Below are 17,277 nucleotides of genomic sequence, written 5' to 3' on the forward strand. Positions count from 1 at the left end.
GGGGGAGGGGAGGGGAAGTAGGGGATGAGCGGAGCTGGGCGGGGACCGAGCGGGGAGGGCTGAGCTGCCGCCGGGCGGCAGCCGGGCGGAAGGGCCGCCGGCCGGGCGGAAGGGCCGTCAGCCGACGGAGGTCACGGAGTTCGCCTCGCCGAGGATCTCGCCGGTTCCCCCGGTGTCGTCGACGGCGCTCGGCGAGGCGCTCGCGCCGGTGTCGGGCTGGCTCGCCTCGGGCGAGGCCGCGGCGGACTCCGAAGCGGCCGGGACGGACGCGGTCGCCGTGGCGCTGGGGCGCACGGTCGTCGTCCCGGTGGACGCCTGGGGCAGCGCGGACGCCTCGATCCCGCCGGGGCTCGCGGTGGCACCGGGCTTGTCGGTGGCACCGCCCATGGACGACGCCGTCGGCACGGAATCCGACGAGCCCGCGTTCGGAGCGGCGCGGTCCGAGCCCGAAGGGCTCCCCGACACCGACGGCACGGTCGAGGTCTCGACCTTCCCGGCGGGCGTGTCGTCGCCCTGTCCCGGCAGGGGCAGCCAGGGCGCGCTGGAGTTGCCGGAGACGAGGGTGGCCACGATGACGAGGGCGTACACGGAGCAGGCGATACCGACGGCCACACCGAGCCGGCGCAGCCGACGGCTGCGGCGGCCCGACTCGTCTACGAACACGGGGGTGCCGGGGGTGACCGGGTCGCCGTGCGCCGCGGGCCGGCGGCCGGCGGCATCTGCCGTGGACGCCGGGTCGAAGCCCGCGAGCTGCACCGTCAGTTCGTGCGCATCATGGAGGGGTTCGGCCGGGGCGGCGTCCGTGAAGGTGTCGGCGAAGGCGGGGTACGCCGCGGTGGCGCCGGGCAGGGGGACCGTCACCTCGGTGCGTGCGGAACCGGATTCCTCCGCGGCCTCCCAGAAGCTCCCGGCTCTTGACGTCCTCGCCTGAAGGCCGGTCCTGCGCCCGGCGAACGCGACGCCGTCAGGCCCGGATGCGTCGTCCGACCCTTCAGGTTGGGCGTCATCCAGCCAACGTTCCACTTACCGAACCCCCACGAGACTGCTGCGGGGGTGCGCAGACGATGCCAGGCACACGTCGGCCGGACCAAGCCCCCACCTGGTCCGAGCGCCCCCCGAATAGTTGATGCTTGGACGGTGACTATAACTCACCTGGTGAAAGCGTGAAATTTGTGTCAGAAGTGTGAAGAAGATGGTCCGCCCAGCGTGACTGAAAATGATCCTCGCACATTCGTGCCCGCTGAATGCATCCCATCTCACAAGGCGGACGACTTTCACGGGTGGCGCCATAGACGACTGTTCGGAAAGTCCGGTCAAAAGGTGACGGTCGGGGCAAAACGCTGACGGTGAGCGTTCAGCGGGTGTGCAGGCCCCGCGCCGTCAGGGCGAGGCTGATCTCCACCAGGTCGGCCGGCCGGGACAGGGAACGGCCCGTCAACTGCTCGTAGCGGCGCAGCCGGTTGAGGACGGTGTTGCGGTGGCAGTACAGCCGCTCCCCCGCCCGCTGGGCGGAGCCGTCACAGGACAGCCAGGTGGCCAGGGTGTCGAGCAGGACGGCCTCGTCGGCGGGTTCCAGACCGCTCAGCGGGCCGAGTACCCGCTCGACCAGCGCCGCGCCCAGGTCGGGCGTGGAGACCACCAGCGCGGCCGGGAGGTGCTCGGTCAGCCGGATCGCGCCGCCGGTCCGCGGGCACATGTCCAGCGCGATGTCCGCGAGGCGGCGGGCGTCACCGACCGCGGCCAGACCCGACACCGCCGTGCTGACCCCGGTGCGTGCGCTGCCGGAGGCCGGCGGCACGGCCGGCGTCGGGCACGGAGAGCCGACGTCCCGGCTCCCGCCCACGCCCCCACCCACGCTCGCGCCCCCGCCCACACCCCCGGCCTCGGCCTCGATCTCTCTCTCGTTCTCTCCCAGGAGGACGATGCCGTAGTCCACCTCCACCCCCGTGTGCCAGTACACGCGCCTGCCCCGGCCGTGGGCGGCCCGCGCCCCGGCGCCGTCGGAGGGACAGCCGGCCGTCACCGCCACGACGACGTACCGGCCCTCTTCGGGGAGGTCCAGTGCCTGTGCGGTCTCGGGCAGGTCCGCGATCCGGCTGGCGCCGTCGAGCAGGGCGCCGGCCAGCACCCGCAGCCGGTTCTCGCGTCGCCAGGCGAGCTGCCGCTCGACCTGCCGGTAGGCGTCCGCGACGAGGGTGCAGTGCTCGTCGACGAAGTTCCACACGTCGGCGGCGATGTGCACGAGCAGCCGCACGTCCTCGGGAGCCGTGCGGCAGGTCTCCTCGATGAGGCCCTGCCACACCAGGGAGCCGCCCAGCCGGAACGCGTGCAGCAGGGCGTCCAGCGGAAGGCCCTGTTCCGCGCGGGTCGCGCCGATCTTCCACGAGCAACGGCGGGCCGCGTCCCGGCTGCCGCGCGGGTCGATCAGCGAGGACACGCTGTGCCGCAGCGAGCGGTGCACCTCCTGCCAGATGGCGGCGGGATCGCTCGTCACTGCCGCGCGGTAGGCGGGCTCCTGGTCCTGGAGCGCGGCCACCAGCCGGTCGGTGAGGTCGGGCAGGTCCGCCAGGAGCACCCGGGCGGCGCGGTGCAGGACCCGGAGGGCGTCGGCGTCGATCAGCGGCCGGACGTGCTGCGGATGCGGCCGGGGGCCGGGAGACGCCGGCACGCCGCCCGCGGGGCGGAACACGGTCCGTGACCGTAGGGCCTGATGCATCGCGGTCCTCCCCCGGGGCAGTGTCCAGCCGTCCGACTCGTCCTGCCACGAAGGATGGCATACCGTCCGGTCGGTCCCTAGGGGTGTGCACCATTGTTTTCTCTCCGGTCAACCCTCCTGTCCGGCCTTCTCGACCATCCGCACCAGTTCGACGCGGGAACGGACGCCCAGCGTCGCGAAGACCTTCCGCAGGTGGTAGTCGACGGTTCGGGTACTCACCGAGAGGGTCAGCGCCACCTCCCGGTTGGTGGCGCCCTCGGCGACGCACCGGGCGATCCGCAGCTGCTGCGGTGTCAGTCCGTCGAGCCCCGGGCCCGGCCCCGTCGCCCGCACGCCGCCTCCCGGTGCCACGCCCCCCGCCCGCAGTTCGGCGCGGGCCTGGTCCGCCCAGGCGCGCGCGCCGCAGCGTTCGAATCCGACCAGGGCGGCGCCGAGCCGGTCGCGGGCCTCGCTCAGCCGGCGGCGCCTGCGCAGCCACTTGCCGTGCAGCAGTTCGGTGCGGGCACGTTCGAAATCACCGCCCGCGGCCACGTCGTGCAGGTCGAGCGCGCTGCGGAACAGGGCGTCGGGCCGGTCCGCCGGAGCCAGCAGCGCACGGCAGCGGGTCAACTGGGCGGGGGCCTGGGGGTCGGCGCCGAATCCGGCCCACCGGGCGAACTCCTCGACCACCTCGGCGACGCCGTCGTCGGCCCGTCCGGTCGAGGCGGCGGCCTCCACGAAGCAGGGCACGGCGAGCATCCACACCGCGAAGTGCCCCCTGCGCGGGCCCGGACGCACGAGGGGCCCGAGCCGGTCCGCGGCCTCCCGGGGGCGCCCGCGGGCGAGGTCGGCGCGGGCCGCAGCCCACTCCGCCAGCGTCGCGGCCTGGACGAGGCCGTGCCGCCGGGCGGTGGCCAGCGCGGTTTCCACATGGGCGGCGACCTCCTGCGGAGCGCCCTCGATCGACGCGGCGAGGGCGAGCACCGCGTGGTGGTGGGCGGCCGTGTTGCGCTGCCCCGTGCGATGCGCGGCCCGCAGACCCTCCTCCGCGTGGGTCCTGGCCAGCGTGTGCCGTCCGGCGCGCAGCTCGGCATAGGCGAGGTACTCCCGGGCCCGGGCGAGGGCCGCGGCGGTCCCGGGGGTACGGGCGGCGGCCAGGGCCCGCGCCCCGGCACGGCGGGCGGCCGCCAGGTCGCCCAGCAACAGGGCGGCGGCCGCCGCGCGCAACGCCGTGTCCGGCTCGTCGGCGCCGGTCGCGCCCCCCGGACCGCCCGCGGCCTCCGCGTCCGCCACCAGCCGCCGCAGCGGCCCCGCCGCCTGCGCGAACTGCCCTTCGAGCAGGGCCCGGAGGCCGGTGCGATAGCCACCCGACACGGCACTGCCGCCTGCGCGGACCGGCACACCGGGGTGGTCGGCCGGATCACCGGGTGACCCGGGCCGGTCCCCCGAAAGGTCCTGGGACGGCCGGGCGCCGGGCAGTGGGCGCGCGTCCGGCTCACCGCCCTCCCCACGCGGCAGATGCGGCCCGCCCGGCGCGTCGCCCGGCTGCCCCTGCCGGTCCGCGGTCCGCTCCCCGAACGGCCGGGATCCGGGACGCGCGTCGATGCCCGCCCGGCCGTCCCCGCCACCCGGCACCGGCAGACGACCGGGCACCCCACCCGACCACCCCGACCGATCCACCGACCCCTCCCCCAACGGCCGGAGGCCGGGTCGTGTGTCGGGATCCGGGAGGTCGCCCCCACCACGCGGCACCGGCAGACGACCCGGCGCCCCACCTGACCACCCCGACCGGTCCACCGACCCCTCCCCCAACGGCCGGAGGCCGGGTCGTGTGTCGGGATCCGGGAGGTCGCCCCCACCACCCGGCACCGGCAGACGACCCGGCGCCCCGCCTGACCACCCCGACCGGTCCACCGGCCCCTCCCCCAACGGCCGGAGGGCGGGACGCGCCTCGGGATCCGGGAGGTTGTCCTCGTCGTCGGCCGGTACGTGGAGGCGTCCTGAGGTGACGGCCGGGGAGTCGGTCTCCGTGCTCAGCAGGTGCAGGCAGCCCTGGGCGTCGCCTGCCGCCCAGGCGGCGTCCACCGCGGCCAGGAGGGCCGACTGGGCCTGTGGTGGGGACGACTCGGTCAGCAGGTGGGCCGCCAGGAGCAGGGATGCGCGGGCCTCGTCGACCGGGCCGTCGTACAGGATCGTGGTGCCGCGTACCAGTTCGACGCGGCCGCGCAGCGCCGTGGGCACCGCGCTGTCCCGGGCCCTGTCGAGCAGTCGCAGGGCCCGGTGCGTGCGACCGCCGAGCAGGGCCTGCTCGGCGGCGGCCGTGTACCACTCCGCGCGCCGCGTGCCGTCCCCGGCCAGTGCGGCGGCGTGGGCGTACGCCGCGCACCGCAGGCTGCGGGGACACGTTTGGTCGTCGGCCGCCACGGCCAGTTCGACCGCCGTCCCGTGCCGGGGCACGGTGGCGGACCGGGCCAGATGCAGCAGGGCGGGCAACCTGGCCGCTCCCGCCTCCTCCAGGGCCCGGGCCAGCGCGCGATGCGCGGCCCGACGCCGCTCGGGCAGCGCACCCGCGTACACCGCGCGGCGCAGCAGGTCGCTGTGGAACCCGACCTCGCCGTCGGCCAGGACGAGCACCTCGGGCAGCGGATCGGCGGGAGGAACGGATTCCGCGCCGGGACGTGCGCCCCGCAGGTGCTCCGCTCCGCGCCGGGCGAGTGCCAGGCCGATCCGGGCGTCCTCCGTGTCGTCCGCGTCCCGTACGGCCGCCGCGACCGTCAGCAGCAGGTCCTCCTGCGCGGGCGTGCACCCGGTCAGGAAGCCGCCGACCAGGCCCGTCAGGAGCTCCGCGTCGGCCGGCGGGCCGGGCAGCCTCCGGTGACCTCGGATCTGGGCGGGCGAGAGCCGGCGGACCATGGCCAGCAGCAGGGCCGGACTGCCCTCGGCCGCGTCCACCAGGTCGTCGCGCACGGCCCGGTCGAGGGCACCGTCCGTCGCCTCGTCCAGGAGCGCGGCGGCCTCCACCGGGGAGAGCGGGTCGACGCGGACCACCGGCAGCGCGGCGAACTCCCGGTCGACCGGGCGGTGGCCCGAGACGCTCAGCAGCACGCTCAGCCGGCCGTTCCCGCGCAGCCGCTCGGCGGCGCGGCCCACCGCGGCCCTGGTGGGGGCGTCCCACAGGTGCGCGTCGTCGACGCACAGCAGCATCGGCCTGCCGGCGGAGGCGGTCCGCAAGGCGTCGAGCAGTGCCGTGCCGGGCTGTCCGGTGGCGGACCACGGGCCCGCCGGTGCGCCGAGTGCGCGCAGCAGCGCGCGCAGACCCCCGAGGGGTACGGCCGACGCCACCCGGTCGGCCCGGACGACGACCACGAACGCGTCCGGGCACGAGCGGGCGACGCGGGCCAGGAACGCCGTGCGGCCGCAACCGGGTTCACCGGTCACCACCCGCACACCGCCGTCGGCGGCGGTCGTCTGTCCGGTCATTCCCGTGACGTTACGTACGGGTAACGGGCGGTGGAAGCCGTGCGACCGTGCCGACGACGCCGCCGATCCGGGCCGTTCGGGCCCTGTCACCAGTGGGTTCGTGTACGACGGGCCTGACACACCTTGTGCCGGGTCCCAACGGCCGCCGCCGCGCCGCGTGCACCGGCACAGCGGCGGCAGCGGCGACGGCGGCGAGGACGGCAGCGACCCCGCGCTCCTCACCCGGACTCAGGACGTGTGGGGGCAGTTGCCCCGGTACTCGTCGATCGTCGTGCTCGGCCGCGGCAGCGGGCACAGGAACTGCTCGTAGCGCGTGTCGTTGTCGACGAAGCGCTTCAGCCACGAGATGCCGTACTTCGCGATCGTCGTGTTCGACGAGTTCGGGGTGAAGTGGGTGGCGTTGTTCAGCTCCAGGTACGCGCGGTCCAGTGAGGACGGCAGGCTGGTGTAGAACGGCTCGGCGTGGGAGGCGACAGGGGCGACCGTGTCGCCGTCGGAGCCGACGATCAGCGTGGGTGTGGTGACCTCGGGCCAGGTCTTGTCGAGGTTCCACGGCGTGAGCGGGATCGCGGCCTGGAGCGAGGGCCGCGCCTTGACGGCCTCCAGGGTGCCGCCGCCGCCCATCGAGTGGCCCATGACGCCGAGCCGGCTGCTGTCGACGCGGGTCCGGACGGAGCTGACCTGCGTGAGATGGTCCAGGGCGGCGAGCAGCTGACGGCCTCGGGAGTCGGGCTGGTCCAGCGTGGTGAGGGTGTCGATGGTGAAGACGACGAAGCCCTGGGACGCCAGCCGCGGGCCCAGCCAGGCGATGGAGGACTGGGTGGCGGTGTAGCCGGGCGAGACGGCGATCGCGCCGAAGGTGCCGTCGCTGGTGCTGGTCGGGTAGTAGATGGTGCCGCCGCCGAAGCCGGTCACGGCGAGCGAGGAGACGGTGGTCTGGGAGACGGCGTACGGGCCGCGCGCCGCCTCGATGCTCGCGGTGGTCGGCGCCGGGCCCCGCTCGTAGGGGTTGTCCGCCGCGTGCGCGCCGGGGCCGCTGAGCGTGGTGAGGCCGACGACGGCGGCGACCGCCGTCGCGAGCCGGGCGAGCTGTCCGGACCTGCGGTGGGGGGAGCCGGTGGAGGCGCGGTGGGCCGCACCGGTGCGCATGTGATCCTGCACGAGGAGTCGTCCTCTCGGTCGGGCGGGCCGCGGGGGGCGCCGCCGCTGGGATGGCGGTGCCACTGTCGGGGCCGGACCGGTGCGTGGGGATCGGCGATGTCACCGGTCTCGTGGCTTTCCCCGGACGAGACCGTGGGGCCGACGTCCCGGTGCGGCCGCGTCGCCGCCCGGGACGCCTATGGTCGGCAAGGAGCACACGGGGTGCGTCACAGGGACGAGGGCGGGAGCGTCGGGCGATGAACGAGGAGGATCCGGCCCCGCGGGAGGCCGCCGCGACACTGCGGTCCCTGCTGGCCTTCGAGGACGGCAACGCGGTGCGACTGCTGTACGCGCCCGCCGCGCCCGACACCGTCGTCCGACGGATCGCCGTCGGCCTGGACGACCTCGACGGCCTTGATGATCTCGATGGTCCCGGCGACCCCGAGATCCCGCACGGCCTCGGCGAGCCGCACGGCCTCGGCGAGCCGGACGGCCTCGGGCGGGGGCCGGAACCGGCACCGGGACCGGGCCCCAGTCCGGGAAGGGCCCCTGATCCGGGATCCGCATCCGGACCGGGATCGGCAGCTGATCCGGATCCGGCATCCGGACCGGCCCCTGAGCCCGGATCGGCATCCGGACCGGCACCGGGACCGGGTCCGGGTCTGGAACCGAGGCCGGGACAGGGACCGGGTCCGGCCCCGAGGCCGGGTCCAGATCCGGGTCCGGGACGTCCGGCGGGCGGCGGCGTCCTGCTGCTGGCCGTGGGCGCCGCCCCGGACGCCGATACCGTGCGCGAGGCCGCCCGGCGGGGTGCCTGTGCCGTGGTGCTGGGCTACACCGGCGCGGAGGTCACGGGCCCGGAGGCCACCGGTTCCGGCGTCGCCGGTTCGGAGGACATCGGTGCGGAGGGCATCGGCGCGGGGGCCACCGGCCCAGGGGTCGCCGGTTCGGGGGCCACCGGTTCCGGAGGCACCGGTCCAGGAGGCACAGGCTCTGGGGCCACCGGGCCAATGGAGGCGGCCCGGGAGACCGGTGTCGCCCTGCTCGCCCGCGCCGAGGGCACCGGCTGGGCCGAGGCCGCCGCGCTGCTGCGGTCGGCGCTCACCTACGTCCGGGCCGGCCGGGCCGACGACGCCGAGGCGCTCCGGGGCCCGGAGACGGCGCCCTCCCTCGCGGTCCTGGCGGCGCGGGTCGCCGCGTACGTGCGGGGGTCGATCACCATCGAGGACACCCGGCTGCGGGTCCTGGCGCACTCGGCGACCGGCCCCGGCGCCGACCCGCTGCGCCGGACCGTCATCCTCGGCGGCCGGGTGCCCGACTGGCGGGTCGCCGAGCTGCGGCGCAGCGGTCTGCTGCGCGCCCTGTGGACCTCCGAGGACGTCATCCACCGGCCCGCCGACGGCGACAACCCGGAGCGGCTGGTCGTCGCCGTACGCAGCGGGCGGGAGGTTCTCGGCTCGATCTGGGCCGCCGCGGACGGCGCCGCCCTGGCCCCGGACGCCGCCCGTTATCTGCGCACGGCCGCCGGGCTCGCCGCTCCGCTGCTGGTGCGCGAACGGCTGAGCGAGAGCGGTACGGCCCACCGTCGGGAGGCCGCGCTGCGCGGCCTGCTGCACGGGCTCGGGGACCGGCGCACGCACGCCTGGTCGCTGGGCCTGTCCCCGGACGCGCCGTGCGCGGTGGTGGTGGCCGAGCGGCGGCCGCGCCCGCGGCCCGGCGACCGGGCCGACGACCGGGCCCTGGACGTCCTCGCCCTGGAGGTCTCCGCGCACCGCCCGGGCACCGGGATCCTGCGGGACGGCGACCGGATCGCGCTGTTCCTCACCGGGGACGCCGCCGCGGTGGACCACGCGGGGGCCGTGCTCGGCGTGGTGCGCGAACTGGACGCGGTCGTCTCGTCGTTGCCGGGTGCGCCGGCGGTATGGCTGGGCGTCGGCCCGGTCGTCACCCCGGATCGGGCCGACCTGTCGTACGGGCGGGCCGGGCTCGTCGTCCGGGCGCTGCGGGAGCGGGAGACCAGGGCGTCGGCCGCCGGGCGGCCGAGGCCGCCGCGGTATGCCGACGCGGCCGGTGCGGGCGCGGCGCTGGAGGTGCTGCGGATCCTGGACGCGGCGCGTCCGGTGTGGGAGTCCGGCGGCGGGCCGGTCCACGACCTGATCCGCACGGACCTCGCGGCGGGCGGCGAGCTGGTACGGACCCTGGCGGCCTACTTCGACGCCGGGGGCGACGTCCCCGAGGCGGCCCGTCGCCTGGTCGTGCACGCCAACACGCTCCGCTACCGGCTGGGCAGGGTCCGGGAGCGGTACGGCGTGGACCTGGACGATCCCGACACCCGGCTGCTGCTGACCCTCGCGGCCCGGCTGGCCCCGCCCGAGGGGTCCTGAGCGCCCGAGTGCCGGATGCAGTCCGTCCGATGACACAAAGGTTCCGCTTGTCTTTGGCCCGGCCTCCAAAGACGCGCGGCCGGCGCGGGAGGAACCTGGAAGTGTCACCCGACCGCGTGACACCCTTCCTCGCCCGAAGGAGACGAGCACGTGCTGCTCCCCACCGAGAACCAGCGGACCGGCCGGCGAGCCGACCAGCCGACCGACCAGCCGACCGACGACTCTCCCGTCGCCCTCGCCGTCCGGCAGGCCGTCACGGACGGGCTGCTCGGCGAGGACCGGCCGCTGGCCGGGTTCGTCGACGTACGGGGCGTGCGCGACAGCGTCGCCGGCCTGCACGAGGCGTTCGCGCAGGTGCCGGACGTCCTGCACACCTTCGCCGCCAAGGCCTGTTCCCTGGTGCCCGTGCTGCGGCTGCTCGCCGACGCCGGCATGGGCTGCGAGGTGGCGAGCCCCGGCGAGCTGCGACTGGCCCTGGACGCGGGGTTCCCCCCGCCGCGCATCGTGCTGGACTCCCCGGCGAAGACCCGCCGGGAGATCCGGGAGGCCCTCGCGCTCGGCGTCGCGCTCAACGCGGACAACCTCGACGAACTGGACCGGATCGACGAGCTGCGCCCCGAGGACTGCGCGTCGGTGCTCGGAGTGCGGGTGAACCCGCAGGTCGGGGGCGGGTCGATCGGCGCGATGAGCACGGCGACCGCGCACTCCAAGTTCGGGGTGGCCCTGCGTGATCCGGGGGCCAGGACCCGCGTCGTGGAGGCGTTCGCGCGGCGGCCGTGGCTGACCCGGCTGCACGCGCACGTGGGCTCGCAGGGCTGCCCCCTGCCGCTGATCGCCGAGGGCCTCGCGCAGACGCACCGGCTCGCCGAGGAGATCAACGCGTACGTCGGCCGCCGTCAGGTGACCAGCCTCGACCTGGGCGGCGGCCTGCCGGTGAACTTCGCCGACGACACGGTCACGCCCACCTACCCGGAATACGTGGCCGCGCTCGGCGCCGCCGAGCCGGCGCTGCTGGACGGCCGCTACCAGGTGGTCACCGAGTTCGGCCGCTCCCTGATCGCGAAGAACGGCTTCACGGCGGCCCTCGTCGAGTACGTCAAGGACGCCGGTGGCCGCCGGGTCGCGCTCACCCACGCCGGCGGGCAGGTCGCCACCCGCACCGTGTTCATGCCGGACGACTGGCCGGTGCGGGTGTCCGCGTACGGCCCGGACGGCACGCCCAAGCGCACGCCCCTCGTCCGGCAGGACGTCGCCGGGCCGCTCTGTTTCGCCGGGGACGTCGTGGCGCACGACCGGCCGCTGCCCGCCCTCTCCGAGGGGGACCTGGTGGTGCTGCACGACACGGGCGGGTACTACTTCTCGGCACACTGGTCGTACAACAGCCTGCCGAGGCCCGCCGTGTACGGCTATCGGCTCGTGGACGACCGGGTCACGTTCGCCACGATCCGCTCCGCGCAGACGGTGCGGGAGATCTCCGCGGAGAGCGGACTGGCCCAGGCGGACGCCCTGCTGACGGGCTTCGCCGCGCCTTCTCGCACCTGACCCGCTTCCGGCAGGCATCAGCGGCCCGATTCTGAGCACCCGGCATGGCGTCGCCTGCCGAGGAGAGAACCGTGCTCTGGGTTGCCGTGCTGCTGCTGCCGTTGCTGTCCGTCCTGATGGCGGTCATGGACCGGGTCGAGGAACGCGTACTCGCGCCGGTCCAGGACCGGCGGCGCCATGCCGGGCCCAGGCGCCACCTGCGCCTGGTCCGGGGCGCCTCCGCCGCCGCCCCGGTGGCGGACGACTCCCGCCCGCCGGGGGCCCGGGCGGCCTGACGGCCGGGGGCCGCCCGGGGTGTCCCGGACGGCGGCGGTGTGCGAGGCTCGCGGTCGGAGCCGGCGGCCCGGCGAGGGACCTCGTCCTTCACTTCATCCGTCACTTCACCGTCACGTCACCCGTCACTTCACCGTCACGTCACCCGTCACGTCGGTCGGCATCAGGAGAGTCAGCGGTATGCGCATCGGTCTGCTCGGCACCGGCCCCTGGGCACAGATGGTCCACGCCCCCGTCCTGGAAGCGCACGAAGCTCTCGACTTCGTCGGCGTCTGGGGCCGCCGCCCGGAGGCGGCGAAGGAACTCGCCGACCGGCACGGGACACGGGCCTACGACGACGTGGACGCCCTGCTCACGGACGTGGACGCGGTGGCCGTCGCGCTGCCGCCGGACGTCCAGGCGCAGCTCGCGGTGCGGGCCGCCGGGGCCGGCTGTCATCTCCTGCTCGACAAACCCGTCGCCGCGACGGTGCCGGGAGCGCGGGCCGTGGTCCGGGCCGCGCGGGAGGCCGGGGTCGCCTCGGTCGTCTTCTTCACCACCCGGTTCGTGCCCGAGGCCGCTGCCTGGATCGCCGCGCAGGCGGAGACCGGGGGATGGTTCACGGGACACGCCGAGTGGCTGGGCGACGTGTTCCACGGAACGGGCGACCACCCCTTCGCCACGCCCTGGCGCGGCGAGAAGGGTGCCCTGTGGGACGTCGGTCCGCACGCGTTGTCCGTGCTGCTGCCGGTCCTGGGCGACGTCCGCCGGGTGACCGCCGCGGCCCGTGGTCCCCGGGACACCGTCCATGTGGTCCTGGACCATGCGGACGGCGCCTCCAGCACCCTGACGCTGAGTCTGACAGCCCCTCCCGCGGCGACGGGCTCGGGCGTGGAACTGCGCGGCACGGCCGGGGTGACGCGGCTCCCCCAGGGCGGCGGCGACGCCGCCGCCGCCCTCACCCGGGCCGCCGGCGAACTGCTCACGTCGGCCCGGGACGGCCGGCCCCACGCCTGCGACGCCGCGTTCGGCCTGCGCGTCACGGAGATCCTGGCCGACGTCGAGGCCCTGCTGGAGGACGGAGCGCACTGACGCACCGCCCCTCCCCCGGCTCCCGGCTCCCGGCTCCCGGCTCCCGGCTCCCGGCAGGACCGGCCAGAAGCGGCCGGGACCTGCCAGGCCCGGCCGGGTCCGTCCCCGGGGCCCGGTCGGCGGTCAGCCGAGCGCGACGCTCACCCGAGTACGACGCTCACCCGAGCTCGAAGTTCACCCGAGCTCGAAGTTCACCCGCTCCCGGACGATGGGATAGCCGGCCCTGGCGAAGTGCGCCGCCATCGGGAAGTTCCCCTGGTCGGTGGCGGCGGCGATGAACTCGGCACCCCGCTCGGCGAGATAGTGGGTGCACTCGGCGAGCAGGTCGTAGGCGTAGCCGTGCCCCCGGTGGTCCGGCAGCACGCCGATGAAGCCGACGCAGGGTCCCGAGGGGTTGTGGGCGGGGATGTGGATGCCGGCCAGTTCTCCCCGCGGGGTGCGGGCCACCTGCCACCACTCCCGCGGCGACGGGCACCAGCGGAAGAAGTCGATCTCCTCCTGAGCCGCCCGGTCGAGGCCGCCTTCCGCGATGGCCTTGCGGGCGTGGGCGTCGAGGGTGTCGGAGTGGATGCGGCGCAGTGCGTCGAAGAACACCGCGTCGTCCGGTTCGGGGGCGAAGCTCAGGCGGCCGGGCCGGTCGGGAAGCCCGCACTCCGGGGTCCAGCGGTACACGTAGCGTTCCACCAGCGGGGTGTGGCCCGCCGCGCGGGCGGCGGCGTGCCGGGCCTCGGCGGCGGCCCGCATGGCGGGGTCCTCGCGCCAGCCGCCGGGCATGACCAGTTCCAGGCCGACCTGCCAGGGGGCGGTGCGCAGGAGTTCGGCCGCGGCCTCCTCCTCGCCGTCGGCGAAGTCGAACCACTCCACCACGAGCGGTTCGGTGTCGTTGGGCCCGCCCCACCAGACGGCGCGGGCGACGACCCGGCCGTCCCGCAGGGCGACGCGCTTCCAGTCGGGCCGGTAGGCGATCCTGCCGAAGGCGTCGCCGGCGCGCAGCGGGTCGGGCAGGGTGTCGAACAGATGGGCGTCGCTCTCGTCGAGAGCGCGGATGACCAGATCGGTCACGGATTCCTCCGGGTCGCGTACGGCGTGGTGCGCTCCCGGGGCGTCGGACGAGGGTCAGACGCGGCACGCCGGGGTCACGGGGCGGGAGCGCGGGATGAATGCGGTTCGCATGGCGCTCGCCTCCTTCCGTGGGTGTCCGGGCGTGCGATCACACGGTAGGCGGCCCGCCTCGGTCGCGTCCACCGGTTTTCGGCGTGCGCCCGCCGCGGCCACGGTGGAGCGTGGGGGGTGTGGGACGACTGGACGCGGACCGGCGGGGCTGGCTGCGGGGCGCGCCGCCGCCGCGCTGGGTGCGGGCGCTGCCGCTCGTCCTGGTCGCGGGCGTCTGTGTCGCCACGCTCATCAGCCCCGAGCCGCTGGACATCGGCTTCATGCTGGGCGCGATCCCGCCGCTTGCCGTGCTGTCGTACGGTCCGGCGGCGACCGCGCTGCTCGGCGCGGCCGTGGTCGTGATGCTCAACCTGCCCGCGTTCCAGCTCGACCAGCCGGGCCAGACCGATGTGCTGACGGTGTCCTTCGTCGCGGTGCTGAGCGTGTTCGTGGCGTACGTCCGCCGCCGCCGGGACGACCAGCTGGACACCGAGCGCACGATCGCCGAGGCCGCGCAGAACGCCGTCGTCCCGCCGGTCCCCGAGCGGGTGGGGCCGGTGCGCTGTGCGGGTCTGTACCGGGCGGCCCAGCGCGGGACGCTGGTCGGCGGTGACTTCTTCGACGTCCGGGCGAGCGACCACGGGGTGCGGGCGGTGCTCGGCGACGTCCAGGGGCACGGGCTGGCGGCGGTGGCGACGGTGGCCTCGCTCCTGGGGGCGTTCCGGGAGGCGGTGCTCGACCAGCCGGACCTGGCGCGGGTCGCCGCCCGTCTGGACCGGCGGCTGACGGTGGACTCGGCGCGGGTCACGCACGCCGAGCTGTTCGCGACGGCGGTCCTGCTGGAGTTCACGCCGGACGCGGACGCCGTGAGCGTGGTCGTCTGCGGGCATCCGCCGCCGGTGCTGCTGCGCGAGGGCACGGCCACGGAGCTGGCCGTCGTCCCGTGGACGCCGCTGGGGCTCGGTCTCCCGGAGGGCGCCCCGCTCACCGCCCACGTCCTGCCGCTGCGCCCCGGCGACCGTCTCTTCCTGGCCTCCGACGGCGTATCCGAGTCCAGGGACGCCGCCGGAGTCTTCTACCCCCTGCTCGACCGGCTGCCCGCCCTCGCCGCCGACGGCGACCCGGTGACGACGGCCGAGCGGGTGTGGACGGACGTCCGGCGCCACTGCCCCGCCGTCCGCGACGACGTCACGATGCTCGTTCTCGAGCCGGCGGGTCGGGCGGACCGCCGGGCGGACCGCTGAGGCTCTCCGCGTCCCCCTCGGCGTCGATGTGCGGCAGGATCCGGTCCAGCCAGCGCGGGGTCCACCAGGCGTGCGCGCCCAGCAGGGTCATGACGGCGGGCACCATGAGCAGCCGCACCACCGTGGCGTCGATCAGCACGCTGACGGCGAGGCCGAGACCCAGCATCTTGACGACGATGTTGTCGCTGATGATGAAGGCCGAGAACACGCTCACCATGATCAGGGCCGCGCAGGTGATGACCCGGGCGGTGATCTCCAGGGCGTGGGCGACGGAGTCCTTGGCGTCGCCGGTGCGCAGCCAGGCCTCGTGCACCCGGGACAGCAGGAAGATCTCGTAGTCCATGCTGAGGCCGAAGATGATCGCGAACATCATCATCGGCACATAGCTCTCGATGGGCACGTCGCCGTGCACGCCCAGCGCGGGCCCGCCCCAGCCCCACTGGAAGACGGCGACGACGACGCCGTACGAGGCGGTGATCGACAGGACGTTGAGGACGGCGGCCTTCACCGCGACGAGGAGGCCGCGGAACACGGCGAGGATGATCAGGAAGGCGAGCAGGACGACCACGCCGATGATCAGGGGCAGCCGGCTGGCGACGATGTCACGGAAGTCGACCTGGGCGGCCGTGGTGCCGGTGACATAGCCCTTGGCGTCGTAGCCGGAGACCGCGTCGGGGAGGGTGTCGTCGACGAGCCGGTTCGTCAGCTCGGTGGTGCTCGCGTCCTGCGGGGCCTGCCGGGAGTAGACGGTGGCGAGCAGCACGTCGCCGTCGCTGGTGGGGGTCAGGGGGGTGACCGTGGCGGCGCCGGGCACCGCGCTCAGCGTCTTCTGTGCCTGGGAGGAGAGGTCGGAGCGCCTGTCGGACGGGACGGACGTCTGGTCGATGACGACGGTGAGGGGTCCGTTGGAGCCGGGTCCGAAGGCGTCGGTCATCAGGTCGTAGGCCCGCCGGTCGGTGAAGGAGGTCGGGTCGGCGCCGTCGCCGATGTGGCCGAGCTGGATGGAGAAGACGGGGATCGCGAGGACCGCGATGACGGCGACACCGGCACCGAGGTACTGCCAGGGCCTGCGCTCCACGCGCTTGGCGTAGCGGTGCCAGGTGCCGTGCGGGGTGGAGCCCGGTTCGGCGTCCGTCTCGGCGACCGGTTTGCGGACGTGGTAGCGGTCGATGTGTCTGCCGATGAGCCCGAGGAGGGCCGGCACGAGGGTGAGGGCGCCCGCGACGGCGGAGACGACGGTGACGGCGGCGGCGAGTCCGAGTTTGCCGATGAAGGACACCCCGGACGCGTACAGGCCGAAGAGCGCGATGATCACGGTGGTGCCGGACACGAGCACGGCGCGGCCGCTGGTGGCGTTGGCGTGCCCGGCGGCCTCGGCGGGATCCGCGCCGTTCATCAGGTTCTGCCGGTGCCGGGTGGTGAGGAAGAGGGCGTAGTCGATGCCGACGCCCAGTCCGATCATGGTGGCGAGGGTCGGCGAGACGGTGGCGAAGGTGAAGGCGGCGGCCAGCAGCCCGAGGCAGGCGAGGCCGCCGACGACGCTGATCAGGGCGGTGACCAGGGGCAGTCCGGCCGCGATGACGCTGCCGAAGCCGACGAGCAGGACGACGATGGCGACCGCGAAGCCGATCAGCTCGCTGATCCGGTCGTTCGCGGCGGGGCGGGCGAGCTCGCCGAGCGAACCGCCGTACTCGACGTCGGCGCCGGCCGACCGCAACGGCTGGACGGCCTTGTCGACGCCGTTCAGGTAGTCGTCGCCGAGGGTGGAGGGCTGCACGTCGAAACGGACGGTGACATAGGCGGTCTTGCCGTCGCTCGACACCGGGCCGACCTTCGACGACGTCACGGAGAGCGGGTTCACGGCCGTGAGCACATGGGGGAGTTTCTGGAGGTCGCCGACGGCCGTGGACAGCTGGGAGCTCAGGCTGCTGACGGACTTGTCGTCGTGCAGGACGATCTGGCTGCTGTAGCCGCCGGCCTGCGGGTCGTGCTCCTTGAGCACGTCCAGGCCGTCCGTGGACTGCACACCGGGCAGCTGGAAATTGTCCTCGTAGACGCCGCCGACGGAGCGGCTGACCACCTGGAGGGCGACGACGGCCACGAGCCAGGCGATGATGACGACGACGAAGTGACGGGCGCACCAGGCGCCGAGCCTGCGCAGTCCCCCGCGGTGCGGGTTCCCGGCGGTGGTGGGTGCCATGCAGCCATTAGACGCCCGCTTGATCTTCCCGGCATCCCGGAACGAGCTGATCGGGATTGCACGGTGCGGCTCCAGGATGAATGGTGTTAGTGGACC

General features: G+C 75.0%; 11 protein-coding genes. 5 read left to right on the plus strand and 6 right to left on the minus strand.

The features are described from left to right. Positions 1 to 117 precede the first annotated feature (117 nt). The 4 genes from ASD48_RS45560 to ASD48_RS24940 form a co-directional block, all read right to left on the minus strand. Positions 118 to 861 carry a hypothetical protein gene (locus ASD48_RS45560; RefSeq protein WP_057603941.1) on the minus strand — a complete coding sequence of 248 codons (744 nt, stop codon included), beginning with the start codon at positions 859 to 861 and terminating at the stop codon, positions 118 to 120. A 493-nt stretch (positions 862 to 1,354) separates the two neighbouring features. Further along, positions 1,355 to 2,716, minus strand: a complete 1,362-nt coding sequence (locus tag ASD48_RS24930; protein WP_057603942.1) for a helix-turn-helix domain-containing protein — start codon at positions 2,714 to 2,716, stop codon at positions 1,355 to 1,357. 108 nt (positions 2,717 to 2,824) lie between these two features. Beyond that, a complete protein-coding gene (locus ASD48_RS41365) occupies positions 2,825 to 6,175 on the minus strand; it encodes a LuxR C-terminal-related transcriptional regulator (protein WP_063887498.1) in 3,351 nt (1,116 codons plus the stop codon). A gap of 228 nt (positions 6,176 to 6,403) precedes the next feature. Further along, positions 6,404 to 7,324 carry a lipase gene (locus tag ASD48_RS24940; protein WP_057603943.1) on the minus strand — a complete coding sequence of 307 codons (921 nt, stop codon included), beginning with the start codon at positions 7,322 to 7,324 and terminating at the stop codon, positions 6,404 to 6,406. A 248-nt stretch (positions 7,325 to 7,572) separates the two neighbouring features. Here ASD48_RS24940 and ASD48_RS24945 point away from each other — a divergent pair, with 248 nt between their 5' ends. The 4 genes from ASD48_RS24945 (at position 7,573) to ASD48_RS24960 (ending at position 12,585) form a co-directional block, all read left to right on the plus strand. Continuing rightward, positions 7,573 to 9,699 (plus strand): helix-turn-helix domain-containing protein, encoded by a 2,127-nt coding sequence (locus tag ASD48_RS24945; protein WP_057603944.1) that lies wholly within the window; start codon positions 7,573 to 7,575, stop codon positions 9,697 to 9,699. A gap of 150 nt (positions 9,700 to 9,849) precedes the next feature. Continuing rightward, complete coding sequence (locus ASD48_RS24950) at positions 9,850 to 11,241, plus strand: hypothetical protein (RefSeq protein ID WP_057603945.1); 1,392 nt, start codon at positions 9,850 to 9,852, stop codon at positions 11,239 to 11,241. Between the two features lie 71 nt (positions 11,242 to 11,312). Further along, positions 11,313 to 11,516 carry a hypothetical protein gene (locus ASD48_RS24955; RefSeq protein WP_057603946.1) on the plus strand — a complete coding sequence of 68 codons (204 nt, stop codon included), beginning with the start codon at positions 11,313 to 11,315 and terminating at the stop codon, positions 11,514 to 11,516. 178 nt (positions 11,517 to 11,694) lie between these two features. Next, positions 11,695 to 12,585 carry a Gfo/Idh/MocA family oxidoreductase gene (locus ASD48_RS24960; RefSeq protein WP_057603947.1) on the plus strand — a complete coding sequence of 297 codons (891 nt, stop codon included), beginning with the start codon at positions 11,695 to 11,697 and terminating at the stop codon, positions 12,583 to 12,585. A gap of 174 nt (positions 12,586 to 12,759) precedes the next feature. Here the strand turns inward: ASD48_RS24960 and ASD48_RS24965 are convergent, their stop codons facing one another. Next, positions 12,760 to 13,647, minus strand: a complete 888-nt coding sequence (locus ASD48_RS24965) for a GNAT family N-acetyltransferase (protein ID WP_057603948.1) — start codon at positions 13,645 to 13,647, stop codon at positions 12,760 to 12,762. A 230-nt stretch (positions 13,648 to 13,877) separates the two neighbouring features. On the opposite strand from ASD48_RS24965, the gene ASD48_RS24970 reads away from it, so the two are divergent. Further along, positions 13,878 to 14,981 (plus strand): PP2C family protein-serine/threonine phosphatase, encoded by a 1,104-nt coding sequence (locus ASD48_RS24970; protein WP_057603949.1) that lies wholly within the window; start codon positions 13,878 to 13,880, stop codon positions 14,979 to 14,981. Here the strand turns inward: ASD48_RS24970 and ASD48_RS24975 are convergent. Next, positions 14,926 to 17,181 carry an MMPL family transporter gene (locus ASD48_RS24975; RefSeq protein ID WP_057603950.1) on the minus strand — a complete coding sequence of 752 codons (2,256 nt, stop codon included), beginning with the start codon at positions 17,179 to 17,181 and terminating at the stop codon, positions 14,926 to 14,928. The two genes, ASD48_RS24970 and ASD48_RS24975, sit on opposite strands and share 56 nt — an antisense overlap. Positions 17,182 to 17,277 lie beyond the last annotated feature (96 nt).

The sequence above is a fragment of the Streptomyces sp. Root1310 genome, from assembly GCF_001426425.1.
Lineage (GTDB): Bacteria > Actinomycetota > Actinomycetes > Streptomycetales > Streptomycetaceae > Streptomyces.